General features: G+C 66.5%; 16 protein-coding genes. 6 read left to right on the forward strand and 10 right to left on the reverse strand.

Annotation, left to right across the window (positions count from 1 at the left end; genetic code table 11):
* Positions 1-7: 7 nt before the first annotated feature.
* Both IE126_RS11625 and puuE read right to left on the reverse strand, forming a co-directional pair.
* Positions 8-844, reverse strand: coding sequence for a bifunctional allantoicase/(S)-ureidoglycine aminohydrolase (locus IE126_RS11625; protein WP_108130205.1), 837 nt, complete (start codon positions 842-844; stop codon positions 8-10).
* A complete protein-coding gene (gene puuE, locus IE126_RS11630; RefSeq protein WP_189381070.1) occupies positions 841-2,256 on the reverse strand; it encodes an allantoinase PuuE in 1,416 nt (471 codons plus the stop codon). The genes IE126_RS11625 and puuE overlap by 4 nt, the downstream gene beginning before the upstream one ends.
* Positions 2,257-2,414: 158 nt before the next feature.
* Here puuE and uraH point away from each other — a divergent pair, with 158 nt between their 5' ends.
* Positions 2,415-2,774, forward strand: coding sequence for a hydroxyisourate hydrolase (gene uraH / locus IE126_RS11635; RefSeq protein WP_054304623.1), 360 nt, complete (start codon positions 2,415-2,417; stop codon positions 2,772-2,774).
* Here the strand turns inward: uraH and IE126_RS11640 are convergent.
* From IE126_RS11640 to IE126_RS11655, 4 genes are read right to left on the reverse strand one after another with little or no spacing between them, the layout of a single operon-like run.
* On the reverse strand, positions 2,759-3,454 hold the full coding sequence (locus tag IE126_RS11640) for a hypothetical protein (protein WP_189381071.1): 696 nt from the start codon (positions 3,452-3,454) through the stop codon (positions 2,759-2,761). The genes uraH and IE126_RS11640 overlap by 16 nt on opposite strands.
* Positions 3,451-4,221, reverse strand: a complete 771-nt coding sequence (locus IE126_RS11645; RefSeq protein ID WP_189381072.1) for a metallophosphoesterase family protein — start codon at positions 4,219-4,221, stop codon at positions 3,451-3,453. Before IE126_RS11645 ends, IE126_RS11640 begins: the two co-directional genes overlap by 4 nt.
* On the reverse strand, positions 4,218-5,135 hold the full coding sequence (locus IE126_RS11650) for a diacylglycerol/lipid kinase family protein (protein WP_189381073.1): 918 nt from the start codon (positions 5,133-5,135) through the stop codon (positions 4,218-4,220). The genes IE126_RS11645 and IE126_RS11650 overlap by 4 nt, the downstream gene beginning before the upstream one ends.
* A gap of 57 nt (positions 5,136-5,192) precedes the next feature.
* On the reverse strand, positions 5,193-6,131 hold the full coding sequence (locus IE126_RS11655) for a LysR family transcriptional regulator (RefSeq protein ID WP_189381074.1): 939 nt from the start codon (positions 6,129-6,131) through the stop codon (positions 5,193-5,195).
* A 111-nt stretch (positions 6,132-6,242) separates the two neighbouring features.
* Here IE126_RS11655 and IE126_RS11660 point away from each other — a divergent pair, with 111 nt between their 5' ends.
* Positions 6,243-7,478, forward strand: a complete 1,236-nt coding sequence (locus IE126_RS11660; RefSeq protein ID WP_108130211.1) for a urate hydroxylase PuuD — start codon at positions 6,243-6,245, stop codon at positions 7,476-7,478.
* On the opposite strand, the gene IE126_RS11665 is transcribed toward IE126_RS11660, so the two are convergent.
* Positions 7,424-8,296: a LysR family transcriptional regulator gene (locus IE126_RS11665; RefSeq protein ID WP_189381075.1), complete on the reverse strand. Its 873-nt coding sequence runs from the start codon at positions 8,294-8,296 to the stop codon at positions 7,424-7,426. The two genes, IE126_RS11660 and IE126_RS11665, sit on opposite strands and share 55 nt — an antisense overlap.
* Positions 8,297-8,395: 99 nt before the next feature.
* On the opposite strand from IE126_RS11665, the gene IE126_RS11670 reads away from it, so the two are divergent.
* Positions 8,396-9,181: a HalD/BesD family halogenase gene (locus tag IE126_RS11670; RefSeq protein WP_189381076.1), complete on the forward strand. Its 786-nt coding sequence runs from the start codon at positions 8,396-8,398 to the stop codon at positions 9,179-9,181.
* 3 nt (positions 9,182-9,184) lie between these two features.
* On the opposite strand, the gene IE126_RS11675 is transcribed toward IE126_RS11670, so the two are convergent.
* Both IE126_RS11675 and IE126_RS11680 read right to left on the reverse strand, forming a co-directional pair.
* Positions 9,185-10,150, reverse strand: a complete 966-nt coding sequence (locus tag IE126_RS11675; protein WP_229825427.1) for an aldose epimerase family protein — start codon at positions 10,148-10,150, stop codon at positions 9,185-9,187.
* Between the two features lie 64 nt (positions 10,151-10,214).
* Positions 10,215-11,234, reverse strand: a complete 1,020-nt coding sequence (locus tag IE126_RS11680) for a zinc ABC transporter substrate-binding protein (RefSeq protein WP_108130214.1) — start codon at positions 11,232-11,234, stop codon at positions 10,215-10,217.
* A gap of 70 nt (positions 11,235-11,304) precedes the next feature.
* On the opposite strand from IE126_RS11680, the gene IE126_RS11685 reads away from it, so the two are divergent.
* The 3 genes from IE126_RS11685 to IE126_RS11695 are packed head-to-tail and all read left to right on the forward strand — an operon-like array spanning position 11,305 to position 13,353.
* Positions 11,305-11,781, forward strand: coding sequence for a Fur family transcriptional regulator (locus IE126_RS11685; protein ID WP_189381077.1), 477 nt, complete (start codon positions 11,305-11,307; stop codon positions 11,779-11,781).
* The gene (locus IE126_RS11690) at positions 11,778-12,569 is read left to right on the forward strand and encodes a metal ABC transporter ATP-binding protein (protein WP_189381078.1); all 792 of its coding nucleotides are present in this window, start codon (positions 11,778-11,780) and stop codon (positions 12,567-12,569) included. The genes IE126_RS11685 and IE126_RS11690 overlap by 4 nt, the downstream gene beginning before the upstream one ends.
* Positions 12,562-13,353: a metal ABC transporter permease gene (locus tag IE126_RS11695; protein ID WP_054303998.1), complete on the forward strand. Its 792-nt coding sequence runs from the start codon at positions 12,562-12,564 to the stop codon at positions 13,351-13,353. Before IE126_RS11690 ends, IE126_RS11695 begins: the two co-directional genes overlap by 8 nt.
* Before the next feature lie 51 nt (positions 13,354-13,404).
* On the opposite strand, the gene IE126_RS11700 is transcribed toward IE126_RS11695, so the two are convergent.
* Positions 13,405-14,394, reverse strand: coding sequence for a PRC-barrel domain-containing protein (locus IE126_RS11700; protein ID WP_108130217.1), 990 nt, complete (start codon positions 14,392-14,394; stop codon positions 13,405-13,407).
* Positions 14,395-14,549 lie beyond the last annotated feature (155 nt).

Raw genomic sequence — 14,549 nt, forward strand, 5'->3', positions numbered from 1 at the left:
GGAGGTGTTAGCGGCCGAAGGCACCGGGGCCGCGCAGCTTGGCGTGCCGGTTGACATCCTTGTACAGCAGATAGCGGAACGGCCCCGGCCCGGCGGCGTAACAGGCCTGCGGGCAGTAGGCACGCAGCCACATGAAATCGCCCGCCTCGACCTCCACCCAGTCGCGGTTCAGCTTGTAGACCGCCTTGCCCTCCAGCACATAAAGCCCGTGTTCCATCACATGCGTCTCTTCAAACGGGATCAGCCCGCCGGGCTGGAAGGTAACGATGTTGACATGCGCATCGTGGCGCACATCGGCTGGATCGACGAAACGGGTGGTGGCCCATCGTCCTTCGGTATCGGGCATCGGGACCGGGGCGAGGTCGCGTTCATTGATCACGGTGGCTTCGGGCACGGCGACGCCCGGCGCAGGTTCGTAAAGCTTGCGCAGCCAGTGGAAGCGTGCCGGTGCACCACCTTCGGCCAGCAGGGTCCAGCGGGCGCCGGGCGGGATATAGGCGTAGGAACCGGCCTCCATCTCATGCCCCTCGCCGCCGATGGTCAGGGTCGCCAGACCGCCGGTGAAGAACAGCCAGTGTTCCGCGCCGCTTTCCGGGTCGGGCGCGTCAGAGCCGCCTCCGGGCGCGACCTCCATCACATATTGGCTGAAGGTTTCCGAAAAGCCGGTCATCGGCCGCGCGATCAGCCAGAGCCGGGTCTTGCTCCAGCCCGGCAGATAGCTGGTCACGATGTCGGAAAAACAACCCTTTGGGATGAAGGCATAGGCCTCGGTGAAAACCGCGCGCTGGGTCATCAGCGCGGTTTGCGGCGGCAGGCCGCCGGGCGGTGCGTAATAGCCGGTCATGGCAGGATGTCCTTCAGCCGCAGTTCGGCGATGCGTTCCACCTGTTTGCAGGCGGTCGCGAATTCGGTCTCGGTGTCATTGGCGATGCGGGCGCGGAAGGCGGCGAGGATGCTGGCTTTCGTGTTGTCACGCACGGCGATGATGAAGGGGAAACCGTGCTTTGCGGTATATTCCGCATTCAGCGCCTCGAAATTCGCGCGTTCCGCATCGGTCAGTGCATCCAGCGCGGCGCTGGCCTGTTCGGCGGTGCTTTCCTCGGTCAGCCGTTTCGCCTGCGCCAGCTTGCCCGCCAGATCAGGGTGGGCGTGCAGCACGCCCATGCGTTCGGCGGCCGTGGCGCTGCGGAACATCCGCGCCAGCGCATTGTGCAGGCCCGCCGCACTGTCATGGGCGGGGCCGAGCTCCAGATCATACGCCCGCTCCGCGATCCAGGGCGAATGTTCGAAGATCGACCCGAAACGCGCCACGAAACGCGCGCGGTCCATCTGCGAAGGCCGTTCGAACCGCTTGTGGGGATGGGTCTTGCGCCAGTGATCGGCAATGTCGATACGGCGCGGGAACCAGACGCCCTCATGCGATTGCGCGTAATCAAGGAAGCGCATCAGACCGGCAATCTTGCCCGGACGCCCGATCAGCCGGCAATGCAGCCCGATCGAGAACATCTTGGCCGCCCCCGCCTGCCCCTCGGCATAAAGCACGTCGAAACTGTCTTTCAGATACTGGAAGAACTGCTCGCCGGTGATATAGCCCGGCGCGGTGGCGAAACGCATGTCATTCGCCTCCAGCGTATAGGGGATGACCAGCTGGTCGCGGTCGCCCGCTTCCAGCCAGTAGGGCAGATCATCGTCGTAGGTGTCGGATATCCAGTCCAGCCCCTGTTCGGCGGTCAGCCGCACCGTGTTCAGCGAACAGCGTCCGGTATACCAGCCGGTCGGGCGGCTGCCCGTCACCTCGGTATGCAGGCGGATCGCCTCGGCGATCTGCCGACGCTCCTCGTCCTCGGGCATGTCGCGGTGCTCGACCCATTTCAGGCCATGGCTGGCAATCTCCCACCCGGCCGCCTGCATCGCCGCCACCTGCTCCGGCGCACGCGCCAGCGCGGTGGCGACGCCATAGATGGTGACGGGGATATTCCGCCCGGTGAACAGCCGGTGCAGCCGCCAGAACCCGGCGCGGGCGCCGTAATCGTAGATCGATTCCATGTTCCAGTGCCGCTGCCCCGGCCAGGGCTGGGCCCCTGCGATGTCGGACAGGAAGGCCTCGGATTGCGCATCGCCATGCAACAGGCAGTTCTCGCCGCCCTCTTCATAGTTCAGCACGATGGAAACGGCGATTTTCGCGCCGCCCGGCCATTGCGCATCGGGGGGCGTCGGGCCGTGGCCACGGAAATCGCGCGGGTATCGGGGTGCCATACTTCTTCCCTCTGGTATTCTGGTGCCAGATTAGGCTTGGATCGCCGAAGATTTTTTCAAAAAATCTGCGAAAGACCTTTCCGGCAAGTCCGGTGTCGCATTGCGTGGCGAAGCAGGGCAGGATTGGCGCAGGAATGACCAGCGAAAAGAGGCAGGGAATGAGCGGCGGACGCCTGACAACGCATGTTCTGGACACGGCGCGCGGCAAGCCCGCGGCGGGGGTGCGGATTGCGCTTTACCGTATCTCGGGCCAGAGCCACCGCAAGATTGCCGAGGTGGTCACCAATGCCGACGGGCGCACTGATCAGCCGATGCTGGCGGGCGATGCCCTGAAGGAGGGCAGCTATGAACTGGTATTCTTCGCAGGCGACTATCTGCGCGCCAGCGGTCAGGCGGGGGAAGGCGTGCTGTTTCTGGATGAAATCCCGATCCGCTTTGGAATTCCCGATGCCGGGCAGCACTACCATGTGCCGCTGCTGATCTCGCCCTTCGCCTATTCGACTTACCGGGGCAGCTGAGCCTTCGCACGAAGCCGCCCGCCCGCCGAAGTGGCGATGCGCACAAGGCGGCGGCGGTCGCCCGCAACGGCCGCTTCGATCAGCCCGCGCATCACGCCGCGCGCCCGCAGATACGGGGCGAGGCTGCTGTGCCCCTGATCCGCGAACAGGAACTGGTCGATTCCCGGTTGCTGCGGGAAGGCCAGTGCCTGCGTTGCATCGTCCTGCATGCCATGGAACAGACAGGCCCAGCCTTGCAGCGGGGCGCAGACGGGCCGGAAGGCCGGGATGCGGCTGGTCCAGTCGCGCCAGCGGGTTTCACCGGGCATAACCGCAGGATCGACACTGAACTGCGGCGAGAACGCGAGGGTGGCGTCGATCCGCAGCACGTCAGAGGCCGCCAGCGCGCAGAAACCGCCCATGGAAACGCCCAGGCTGACGATGCGATTGACCGGCTGACGCGCCCGCACGGCCGCCAGCGCCGCTACAAGGCCGGGGGCGAAATCTGCGCCGCTGGCCCAGCTTCGGCCTTCGTCCATCACGAACAGGGCGGGGAAGCCTGCCGTGCTGCGCATGAACTCGGGCGAGGGCATGCGCGTCACATCATGGCCGATGCTGGCAAAGGCGATGACCAGCGCCTCGCCCTGCCCCGGTCTGTGGGCGATGCGGAAACCGCCGCGCTCCCACAGAGGCTCCATCATGGCGGGGCCAGCGCGAAACGGCGGCTGCCGGTTTCGCTGTAACGGCCGGTTTCCTGCGCGACAAATGTGGTGACCTCGGCCTCGGCAGATGAAAGCACCAGCAGGTTGAAGGCGTTGCGTTCCGTCCGGGTGCGCGTCGACAGGCCTGTGCCTGCCTGCACAAACAGAAGACCCGGCGCCTTGGTGAACGGCCCGGCATGGCTGACATGCACATGGCCCGACAGAACGATCTGCGCACCCAGTTCCGGCAGGCGGCGCAGGGCCTGATCGGCGCCCTGCATCAGCCATTCCTTTTCGCCCGGCAGATGCTCCAGCGGGTGATGCATCACCACGACGCGCGCGCGCGGGCCTGCATCGGCAAAGCTGCGTGCCAGATGATCCAGCTGCGCGCCCGTGATGCGGCCCTGTTTCCACGCCAGCGGATTGGCGGTGTTGATCCCCGCCACCACGGCACCCGGACCGCTCCAGACCGGCGCCAGATCCGTGGTGATCGCTCGGCGATAGCGGCGCCAGGGATGAGCCAGCCGCTCCCACAGGTTCCACAAGGGGGTGTCGTGATTGCCGGGCACCGTCAGCACCGGACAGCCGAACTCCGCGATCAGCGCCGCCGCCTCGGCGAATTGCGCAGGCGTCGCGCGCTGGGTCAGATCGCCGGAAATCGCCACCAGATCAGGCCGCAGCCGCGCCACCGATTCGCGCAGCCGCGCGATCAGGCCCGGCGTCACCGTGCCAAAATGCAGGTCGGACAGATGCAGCAGTCGCGTCATGCCTCGACCCGGTCAGCCGCATCCGGCACGATAATCGTCAGCGCGTCGGGCTGGATGCGGAAGGACAGCGGCACCCGCATCCGGGTCTTTTCACCATCGAAAGCCACACGGGGACGCGGGCGCTCTGTTACCACTTCCAGCGTCGCGGCCGTCATCAGGTCGATGTCCTGCCCGGCGCGCAACCGTCCCGTCGCCAGCCGCAGCGCCTGCCGCAGCAATTGCCAGCGCGTGCCGTCATGCAGGATATAGACGGCGAAACGGTCGTCGCTGATTGCCTTCTCGCCCTCCAGCCCGAACCGGCGCAACTGATAGGCAGAGCGCGCCACGAAAACCAGCGGCGTTACGAGGTCATGGGTGATCCCATCCGCTGTCAGCCGCATGCGCATCGGTCGCTGGAAACGTACCAGCGTGCGCAGCACCGACCAGTGCGCCATCAGACGCGAGCGCCCCCAGCGGGCATAGATATCCTCCCGCTCCTGCAGGATGCTGGGGTAAAGCCCGACCGAGGCGTTGTTGAGAAACACCTGACCGTTCACGCTGCCCACCGCGATCTTGCGGCGGTGCCCGCGCAGGATGGCACGCGCGGCTTCGGCTGGTTCCTGCGGCAGGCCCAGACCGCGCGCGAAGTAGTTGAAGGTGCCCAGCGGCAGCACGCCAAGGCTGACGCCGCTGCCAACCAGCGCATGGGCGACGCCCATCACCGTGCCATCGCCCCCGGCAGCCACGATGGTGGTAAAGCCATCCGCCACCGCGCGGTTCACAAAGGCCTCCAGATCGTCGCCCTTGTGCCAGCGCCGCAGTTCTGCCGCGCCCCCGAACACAGACATGGCCGCCTCGATGGCGGCCTTGTCGCGACTGTTGCGCCCCGACTTGGGATTTGCGACGACGCAGATCGTCGCGGGAGGGATCGTCATCTTTGCACCTTGGTCAACGTCTGGCCCCGATCTGCGCCGTCCGGGGACAATGCGCCATCAGCCATTCGGTTCCAGCACCAGCCCCTGCATCCGCGCCGCCATGTCAGCCTTGATCCGCGCCACAATGAAATCGACGAACAGCCGGATCTTCGGATCGCGGAAGCGGCGGTGCTGGCTGAGACAGGAAAGCTGCGTCGCCGTGGGCGGCGTCGCCGTGGCCACCGGCACAAGCCGCCCCTCGCGCAGATGTTCGGCCACCTCGAAGATCGGCTTCATCACGATGCCGCGCCCGTCCAGCGCCCAGCCGGTCAGCACATCGCCATCGTCACTTTCAAACGGGCCGGTGATTTCAAACCGGCGCGGGCCTTCTGGGGTTTGCAGGGTCCACTGGAACTCGCGCGCGCCCGGAAAGCGCAGGTTGAGGCAGTCGTGATGCCCCGCGACCAGCGCCGCCCCGTCGACCGGCATGCCACGCCGGGCGATATAGGCGGGTGCGGCGCACAGCACGCGCGGGCAATCCGCCACCAGCCGCACCTTCAGCGTGCTGTCTTCCAAAAGCCCAAGGTGAAAGGCCACGTCCAGCCCCTCGGCTGTGACATCGACATTCCGGTCCGACAGGCGCAGCCGCACGTCGATCTGCGGATACATGTCCTTGAAGGCAGGCACATGCGGCGCGATGAAGCGCCGCCCGATGCCCAGCGGCGCCGCCACGAAGATCGAGCCGCGCGGGTTCTGTGTCACATCGACCACCGCCGCCTCGGCCTCGTCGATCGCCTCCAGCACCTTGCGGGCGCCTTCATAGAAGATGCGGCCATTCTCCGTCGGTTGCAGGCTGCGCGTGGTGCGGTTGAACAGCCGCACCCCCAGATGCTTTTCCAGTTCGGAAATCCGGGCCGAGGCCACGGCGGGCGAGGTGCGCTGGTCGCGGGCCGCCGCGCTCATGCTGCCCAATTCATAGACACGCACGAACATCTTTATGTTGTTCACATAGGACATCGCGCCCGGACCTCATTTTCTTCGCGCATTTGAAAGTGATCTGTCATTTGATGAATTAACCGAAAAGGTGTGCCCCGGTATACCTTTTTGAAAATCGCAAGGGGGCTGCCGATGTATGACTTCGCCGTCATCTGGGAATGGGTGGAATTTGCCGTCCGCTGGACACATGTGATCACGGCCATCGCCTGGATCGGGTCGAGCTTCTATTTCATCGCGCTGGACCTGGGCCTGCACCGCGACCGCAACCTTGCCTCGGGCGCGGATGGCGAGGAATGGCAGGTCCACGGTGGCGGCTTTTACCATATCCAGAAATACCTCGTGGCGCCTGCCGCCATGCCCTCGGACCTGATCTGGTTCAAATGGGAAAGCTACATGACCTGGCTTTCCGGCTTCACCATGCTCGTGCTGGTTTATTACCTTGGGGCCGAGTTCTATCTGGTCGACCCCAATGTGATGGAACTGCAAACTTGGCAGGCCATCGCGATTTCCATGGCCTCGCTCGCCTTCGGCTGGATCGCCTACAACACGCTGTGCAAGGTCTTCGTCAATGCCAACCAGACGGTGTTGATGGTGGCGCTGTTCGGGGTTCTGGTGGGGATGAGCCTGTTCTACACCCATGTCTTTTCCGGCCGCGCGGCGCTGCTGCACCTGGGCGCCTTCACCGCGACGATCATGTCGGCCAATGTGTTCTTCATCATCATGCCAAACCAGCGCATCGTGGTGGCGGATCTGCAAGCCGGACGCAAGCCGGACCCGAAATACGGCAAGATCGCCAAGCAGCGCAGCACGCATAACAATTACCTGACGCTCCCCGTGCTGTTCCTGATGCTGTCGAACCACTATCCGCTGGCCTTCGCCACGCCCTACAACTGGGCGATTGCCAGCCTTGTGTTCCTGATGGGTGTGACGATCCGGCACTGGTTCAACACCCAGCACGCCCGCAAGGGGGCGCCCTACTGGACCTGGGCCGCGACCGCGATCCTGATGCTGCTGATCGCCTGGCTGTCCTCGATCCGGCACGAGCCGGTGGAGGAGCAGGCCGCGCTCAAGGGGCAGGCGCTGGTCTATGCCAGCGCGCCGGGGTTCGAGGATGTGACCTCCATCGTCATGGGGCGCTGTTCGATGTGCCATGCCGAGGAACCGGCGTGGGAAGGGCTGCACTGGGCACCCAAGGGCGTGAAACTGGAAACGCCGGAGCAGATCGCGCATGAGGCGCGGCGCATCTATGTGCAGGCCGGGGTGACCCATGCGATGCCGCCCGCGAACCTCAGCTACATCGAGCCGCAGGAGCGTCAGGCCATCGTGCGCTGGTTCGAAGGCGCCGCCGCCTCGGGCACCGACAGCTGAGCGAAATGCGCGAGCAGCGCCGCCAGCGGGCGGCGCCCGGTCATCGCCACCGGATGAATGGCAACATAGGCCTGCCGCATCGGCAGCGCCGGGCCGGGGCAAAGCCGTAGCCGCCCCGCCGCCAGATCCGCCGCCACCAACCGGCGCGGCGCCAGTGCCGCCCCAAGCCCGGCCCGCGCCAGCGACAGCGCCATGACGGTGGAGGGCACCACCAGCCCCTGCCCCCGGTCGGGCGCGGGTACCCCCGCCGCCGCGGCCCATGTCGCCCAGTCCGGTTCATTGGGATAGGCGGCGCCCCAGTCGATATGAATGGGCCGATCCGCCGCGCCATCGGCGGATACCGCGACGATTTCATCCTGAAACAGCGTGTGGATGGCATGGGCGGGATAGGCCTGCCCGCCATAAGTCAGTCGCAGATGCGCACCTTGGGTGAAATCCACCGGGTCATCCTCCACCCAGATCGCCAGATCGGCCAGCGGAGCACCCTCCAGCGCCCCGGGCAGCCAGCATTCGGCCAGCGAGGGCAACACCGACAGCACGAAGCGCCGCCGCGGCGGACCGTCACGCAGCTCGCCGGTCACGGCGGCAATCTCGGCAAAAGCGGCGCCAAGACGCGGCTGCAAGGCCAGACCGGCGGCGGTCAGGCTCAGCCGGTTGCCCTGCCGCAGGAAAAGACGCTTGCCAAGGTGATCCTCCAGCTGGCGGACCTGAAGACTGATCGCGGCAGAGGACACGCCCAGTTCCTCGCCCGCACGGGTGAAACTGCCGCAGCGCGCAGCAACCTCGAAGGCACGCAGGGCATTCAGGGGTGGCACCATCTTCCCTCCGGTTTTCCTTATGGTTCCCCAGATTTCCCCCGATTGCAACTTTCGCAATCCGGCGCAGTCTGGACAGAACCCGCACAGCAGGAGGTTCCCATGCGCGACATCATCGACCTTGACCGCTACCCGCTGGATCGGCCGGACAGTCCCGAATGGCAGGCGCTTGTCGATGCCGCGCAGGCCGAACTGGCGGCCACCGGCATGTTCAACCTGCCCGGCTTTCTGTGCGCCGAAGCCAGCGTCGAGGTGACTGCGGCCCTGGCCCCTAAGTTCGCCACCGAGGCGCATGTGCATGCGCGCCGCCATAACATCTATTTCCGCAAGGACATTCAGGGCCTGCCCGCTGATCATCCGGCACTGGCAGAGGTCGAATCCCGCAACCGCACGCTTTGCGCCGATCAGATCGGCGGCGCGCTGAACCGGCTGTATCACTGGCCCGAATTCGCCCGCTTCCTTGCCGCCACGATGGACAAGCCCGCGCTGCATCCGATGGCCGATCCGCTGGCCGCGCTGAACGCCATGTCCTATGCGACGGGCGACGGGCTGAACTGGCATTTTGATCGGTCCGAATTCACCACCACGCTGCTGTTGCAGGCGCCCGACGCCGGGGGGCTGTTCGAATACCGCCGTGATCTGCGCGGCGACTCGGACCCGAATTATGCGGGCGTGGCGCGGCTTTTGCGCGGCGAAGACCCGGACCTGCGCGCCATCACCCTGTCGCCCGGCACGCTGAACGTGTTTCGCGGCAAGCATACCGCGCATCGGGTGACGCCGGTCGAGGGCACGACGCCCCGTGTGATTGCGGTGTTTTCCTATTTTGAAACGCCCGGCGTGCGCTTCACCGCCGAGGAACAGCGCGGCTTCTATGGCCGCGCGGCCTGAGCCTCAGGTGCCGAAACGCCAGCGTATCCGCTGTTCGCGCGTCTCACCCGCGCGCAGCAGGACCGAGGGGAAACCGGGCTGGTGCAGCGCATCGGGCCAGAATTGCGGCTCGATCGCCAGCGCCTCGTAAGGCGCCGCACCCCGGCGCGAGACGATACGGTTGTCATAGACCTGCACCCCCGGCTCGGTCGTGGCCACCACCATCTCGACCCCGGTCTTGCCGGTCAGCCACAGCACATCGCGCAGCGGCTGGGGGCCGTTTGACAGACAGAAATTGGTATCCAGCGCCGGCTCACCCGGCCAGATGCGGCGCCCCGCCCGAAAATCCAGATCGCCGCCCGCCACCGGCGTCAGCCGCCCTGTGGGCAGCAGCGCTGCGTCCGTCTCTGTCACGCGGTCGGCGACAATGCGCAGTTGATGGCCGGACCAGTCGGCACTGCCATCAAGGTTCCAGTAACTGTGATTGGTCAGCGCCGCAGGGGTATCGGCGTCCGTGGTCAGGGTCAGCCGCAGATGCAGCGTCGCGGGCGCACTGACCCGCCATTCGGCGCGCACCTGCCGGTTGCCCGGAAAGCCGCCCTCCCCCGCCGCCAGATCGCAGACAAGCGTCAGATGATCCTCGCCCGAAGTCTCGATCCGCCAGACCTTGCGATGCAGCCCCGCGCCACCGGAATGCAGGCAGTTCGCGCCCTCATTCGCCTCAAACTGACAGGGCAGACCGCCAATATCGGCCCGCGCCCCGGCAATGCGGTTCGCCACAGGGCCGATCACCGCACCGTGGTAACTCAGCGCGCCTTCATATTCCGCCAGATCCTCAGAGCCGCGGGTCAGGCTGTAGCCCAGACCGGACAGCCGCAAATCCTGAAGGATGGCGCCGTAGGTGAGGATCGTGGCGCCCAGCTTGCCCGCGCGCAGCGTCACCGCCTGCACCGCCTCTCCCGCTGCCGTCTGCCCGAACTCGCGGATCATGCTTGCCTCCCCCGGCCAGAATTTCGCTAGAAATTCACGAGCCGGAGGGAAGGTCAAGGGCTGCTCACGGCGCGGTGAGGCAGTCGGCCAGCGTCGAGGCGAGCCCTTCCAGCACGGCGGTATAGCCATCCGCGCTTGCGGGCAGTGTCACACCGGCAGGGTCCAGCGCCCCGCCCTGCCGGGCGCCCGCCGCCTCGGCAATCTGTTCGATGGTCTTCGGGGCGTGTCCGGCCTCGGGGAACAGGCAGGCCACACCCGCGCCCACCCGCGCCCGCAACTCCGCCAGATGCGCCGCACCGGGGGCTGCGGCATCACCTGCCGAAACGCTGCCTGCGATGGTCAGCCCGTAATGGCCCGCGAAATATCCATAGGCATCGTGGAAAACCACGATGGGCTTGTCCTGAACCGGGGCAAGCTGCGCAGCGATCCGGGCGTCGGCAGCGGCAATCGCCTCTTTGCCCTTCGCGGCATTAGCGGCATAGGTCGCGGCATTTTCGGGGTCCAGTGCGGCAAGCTGCGCGGCGATCGCCTCCAGCCAGATCGCGCCATTCGCCGGATCAAGCCAGGCATGTGGATCGGTGCCGCTGTGGTCGTGACCATGCGCGTCGTGGTCGTCGTGGTCGTCGTGCCCGGCTTCCCCTGCATGATCGTGGTCAGCATCATCGTGCCCGGTTTCCGCCGCAGGATCATGGCTTTCGTGCCCTGCCCCGGCGCCGTGATCGTGGTCGTGATCCTCGTGACCCTCCCCGAAGGGTTGAAGATGGGTGCCCGCGACTTCCAGCAGGCGCAGTTGCTGCCCGTTTGCCACGCCGTCCAGCGCCCGGTCGAGCCAGGGCGACATCTGCGGCCCCATCCAGACCACCAGGCCGGCATCCGACAGGGCCGCAGCCTGGCTCGGGCGCAACTGGAAGTCATGGGCATTCGCCCCCTGATCCAGCAGGCGCTCCGGCTGGCCCAGATCGCCCATCACGGTGGCAACAAGACCATAGGTCGGCGTCATGTCGGTTACCACACGCGGCACCTCGGCCAGGGCCGGGGCACACAGGGCAGTGCTGGCAAGGGCGGCGGATATGATATAACGCATCGGAAACCTCTTCGCTTTGGCGGACGGGCGATCTATGTATGTAATATCATAACACGTCAAGAGGCGCCGCATGGACCCGCAGCCCTTTCACGATCACGATCATCACCTGTGCAGCGATGCCGTGATGTCCCAGGCCGAGGCCATGCTGGCCGCCAGCGGTGCCCGCCTCACCCCGGTGCGCCGCCGCGTGCTGGAGATCCTGCTGGAACAGCATCGGGCCATGGGGGCCTATGACGTGCTGCAACGGCTGGCCGCAGAAGGATTCGGCAACCAGCCGCCCGTTGCCTATCGGGCGCTGGATTTCCTTGTGGAACAAGGCCTTGCTCATCGCATCCAGCGGCTGAACGCCTTCACCGCCTGCATGCATCCGGGCGAGGCACATGCCCCGGCCTTTCTGATCTGCCGGGGCTGCAACACGGTGGCTGAAGCCCCTGCCGCCCCGGTGCGGGCGGCGCTGGAAAGCGCGGCGGCGGATCTGGGTTTCACCGTAGAACGCGCCAGTGTCGAGGCGCTTGGCCTCTGCCCTGCCTGCCGGGAGGCATCATGACCCAGCCGCTGATCGAGGCGCGCGGCCTCTGCGTCCGGCTGGGCGCGCAGGAGGTGCTGCACGATGTCTCGCTGAAAGTCGACCCGGGCGAGATCGTGACGATTCTCGGCCCGAACGGATCGGGCAAGTCCACGCTGTTGCGGGCGCTGCTGGGCATCCTGCGGCCCGAGCATGGCGGCATTACCCGCAAGCCGGGGCTGGCTGTCGGCTATGTGCCGCAGAAGCTGCACATCGACCGGACACTGCCCCTGACCGCGCGGCGGTTCCTGTCGCTGCCACAGCGCCATGGCAAGGCGGAGACCGAGGCGATGCTGGCCCGTGTCGGCGTACCGGAGGTGGCGGACCGGCCGATGACGGGTCTGTCCGGCGGGCAGTTCCAGCGGGTGCTGCTGGCCCGCGCCCTGCTGACGCGGCCCGAACTTCTGATGCTGGACGAACCCACGCAGGGTCTGGACCAGCCCGGTGAAGCCGCCTTCTACCGGCTGATCGACGAGGTTCGGCGCGACACCGGCGCCGCCGTTCTGATGGTCAGCCATGACCTGCATGTGGTGATGAGCGCCTCGGACAGGGTGATCTGCCTGAACGGCCATGTCTGCTGCGAGGGCACGCCGCGCGTGGTGTCGAACGCCCCGGAATATCGCGCCCTGTTCGGACTGGGCACACAAGGCGCGCTGGCGCTTTACCAGCACGTCCATGACCACGACCACACGCATGGTCATGACCATGAGCACAGCCACGGACATGACCATGGGCACGGGCCTTCCCATGCGGAGCACGATCATGCTTGACGATTTCCTGATCCGCGCCGCGCTGGCGGGCCTTGGTCTGGCGCTGGCGACCGGCCCGCTGGGATCTTTCGTGGTCTGGCGGCGGATGGCCTATTTCGGCGATGCCACCGCCCACGCCTCGATCCTTGGGGTGGCGCTGGCGCTGGCCAGTGATCTTCCGGTCGGTCTTGGCACACTGGCGGTTGCCTTGGCCATGGCGGTAACGGTGGCGGGACTGGCCGCGCGCGGCTGGGCGCTGGATACCACGCTGGGCGTGCTGGCGCATTCGGCGCTGGCCTTCGGCCTTGTCGCCGTCAGCTTCGTCCCCGAGGCGCGGACCGATCTGTCTGCCTATCTGTTCGGCGACATCCTAGCCGTGTCGCGTGCCGATCTGGGCTTCATCTGGGGCGGGGCCGCACTGGTGCTGGCGCTGCTTTACTGGCGCTGGAACGCGATGCTGACCGCGACACTGAGCGAGGATCTGGCCGCCGCCTCGGGCCTCAACCCCGACCGCGAGCGGCTGGTGCTGGTGCTGGCGCTGGCGGTCACTGTGGCCGTGGCGCTGAAGGTGGTGGGGGCGCTGCTGATCGCGGCAATGCTGGTCATTCCGGCGGCCGCCGCGCGCGGCCTCGTCCGCAGCCCCGAGGCTATGGCCGCACTGGCGGCTCTGATCGGGGCGGCGGCGGTCGTGGGCGGTCTGCGGCTGTCCCTGAGCCTCGACACCCCCGCAGGTCCGTCCATCGTCACGGTAGCAGCCTGCATCTTCGTTCTGGCAGCCAGTCTGGGGCAGATGCGCAAGCAATGATGCCCGGCCTTTCGGCCGGGCATCGGGGGAGCAGGCTGTTGGTATGGAGGGTTAGCCCGCAGCCTCGGGCATGGCTTTCAGTTGCTCTTCGGTGGCGCTGACGTGCAGCACAGTGCCATCCCCGTCGGCATCGGGCGCGATGCGCAGCATGTCGGCGGTCAGGCTCACCGATTTCTCACCGATGCCGAGGAAGCCGCCGACATCGACCACGACCGACTGGATCGCGCCATTGCCGTCGAGCGTCACGGCGCTGACCTCACCCACGTCTTCCTCACCCGGGCCGTAGACGCGCTTGCCGACCAGGTCAGCCTCCGTCACGCCGGTGAAATCGACGGGCTCGCCCATTACCGCACCATCAGCCGCGCCGGTGGCCGGGGCTTCCGCCATGGTTTCGGCAGGGGCCGCCGTGGTCGCAGCCGGATCATTGGCCGCCGGAGCCGTGGTGGTATCGGTCGCCATCGGGGCCACCGGGGTTGCCACCGGATCAGCCGTGACGTCCGCACGATCCCCGGCCGGGGCTTCGGTGCTGAAGATCATGGCGGTGTCAAAGGCGGGCGCCGCTTCCAGATCAGTTTTCGTGCCGTTGAACACGATGAAATAGTCCTGCGGGCTGTCAGCATCCGGCACCATGGTCAGACGTGCCATGTCGATGGCCACGGTCTTTTCGCCGATCCCGAGGAAGCCGCCGAAGTCAACCAGCACGGCCTCGGTATCACCGCTGCGGCTGAGGATCACATCACTGATCTCGCCCGCATCCTGCCAGTCAGCCGAAGCCTCGGCATAGCCATCGGGGTTCAGCGCGCTCGTATCGGCTTCGGTCAGCCAGACACGCTTGCCGATGAAATCGGAGGCCCGCACACCCTGGTCGATCGTGGTCAGATAGGGCGACGCCGTCGCGTCGGTCGCCATGGTGTTGGCCGGAGCAGCGGTCTGCGGCGCAGCCGGATCGGGGGTCGTGGTGGCAGTGTCTGCAAGAACCCCGCCCGCCATACCGGCGGTCAGGCCGAGGGCGAGGATCGTCGAGTTGAGAAGGGTTTTCATGTCAGCCTCCGTTCAGGTTGAGCGGCGGGGAAACCGGGCTTTCTGGATCGCCCTGCACCTTCCCGACGCGGTATGAACAGACAACCCGCCCCTTCCCCGTCCGTTCCGGGCGGGGCTGTCACGATAAGTTCAGCCGGGCCACGGGAACCCGCAGC

It is taken from the genome of Gemmobacter nanjingensis, from assembly GCF_014652195.1.
Taxonomy (GTDB): Bacteria; Pseudomonadota; Alphaproteobacteria; order Rhodobacterales; family Rhodobacteraceae; genus Gemmobacter; species Gemmobacter caeni.

Bases quoted from the DNA above. Each gene is read 5' to 3' on its own strand.
- IE126_RS11625 (WP_108130205.1), bottom strand. From the start codon at position 844: ATGACCGGCTATTACGCACCGCCCGGCGGCCTGCCGCCGCAAACCGCG.
- puuE (WP_189381070.1), bottom strand. From the start codon at position 2,256: ATGGCACCCCGATACCCGCGCGATTTCCGTGGCCACGGCCCGACGCCC.
- uraH (WP_054304623.1), top strand. From the start codon at position 2,415: ATGAGCGGCGGACGCCTGACAACGCATGTTCTGGACACGGCGCGCGGC.
- IE126_RS11640 (WP_189381071.1), bottom strand. From the start codon at position 3,454: ATGATGGAGCCTCTGTGGGAGCGCGGCGGTTTCCGCATCGCCCACAGA.
- IE126_RS11645 (WP_189381072.1), bottom strand. From the start codon at position 4,221: ATGACGCGACTGCTGCATCTGTCCGACCTGCATTTTGGCACGGTGACG.
- IE126_RS11650 (WP_189381073.1), bottom strand. From the start codon at position 5,135: ATGACGATCCCTCCCGCGACGATCTGCGTCGTCGCAAATCCCAAGTCG.
- IE126_RS11655 (WP_189381074.1), bottom strand. From the start codon at position 6,131: ATGTCCTATGTGAACAACATAAAGATGTTCGTGCGTGTCTATGAATTG.
- IE126_RS11660 (WP_108130211.1), top strand. From the start codon at position 6,243: ATGTATGACTTCGCCGTCATCTGGGAATGGGTGGAATTTGCCGTCCGC.
- IE126_RS11665 (WP_189381075.1), bottom strand. From the start codon at position 8,296: ATGGTGCCACCCCTGAATGCCCTGCGTGCCTTCGAGGTTGCTGCGCGC.
- IE126_RS11670 (WP_189381076.1), top strand. From the start codon at position 8,396: ATGCGCGACATCATCGACCTTGACCGCTACCCGCTGGATCGGCCGGAC.
- IE126_RS11675 (WP_229825427.1), bottom strand. From the start codon at position 10,150: ATGATCCGCGAGTTCGGGCAGACGGCAGCGGGAGAGGCGGTGCAGGCG.
- IE126_RS11680 (WP_108130214.1), bottom strand. From the start codon at position 11,234: ATGCGTTATATCATATCCGCCGCCCTTGCCAGCACTGCCCTGTGTGCC.
- IE126_RS11685 (WP_189381077.1), top strand. From the start codon at position 11,305: ATGGACCCGCAGCCCTTTCACGATCACGATCATCACCTGTGCAGCGAT.
- IE126_RS11690 (WP_189381078.1), top strand. From the start codon at position 11,778: ATGACCCAGCCGCTGATCGAGGCGCGCGGCCTCTGCGTCCGGCTGGGC.
- IE126_RS11695 (WP_054303998.1), top strand. From the start codon at position 12,562: ATGCTTGACGATTTCCTGATCCGCGCCGCGCTGGCGGGCCTTGGTCTG.
- IE126_RS11700 (WP_108130217.1), bottom strand. From the start codon at position 14,394: ATGAAAACCCTTCTCAACTCGACGATCCTCGCCCTCGGCCTGACCGCC.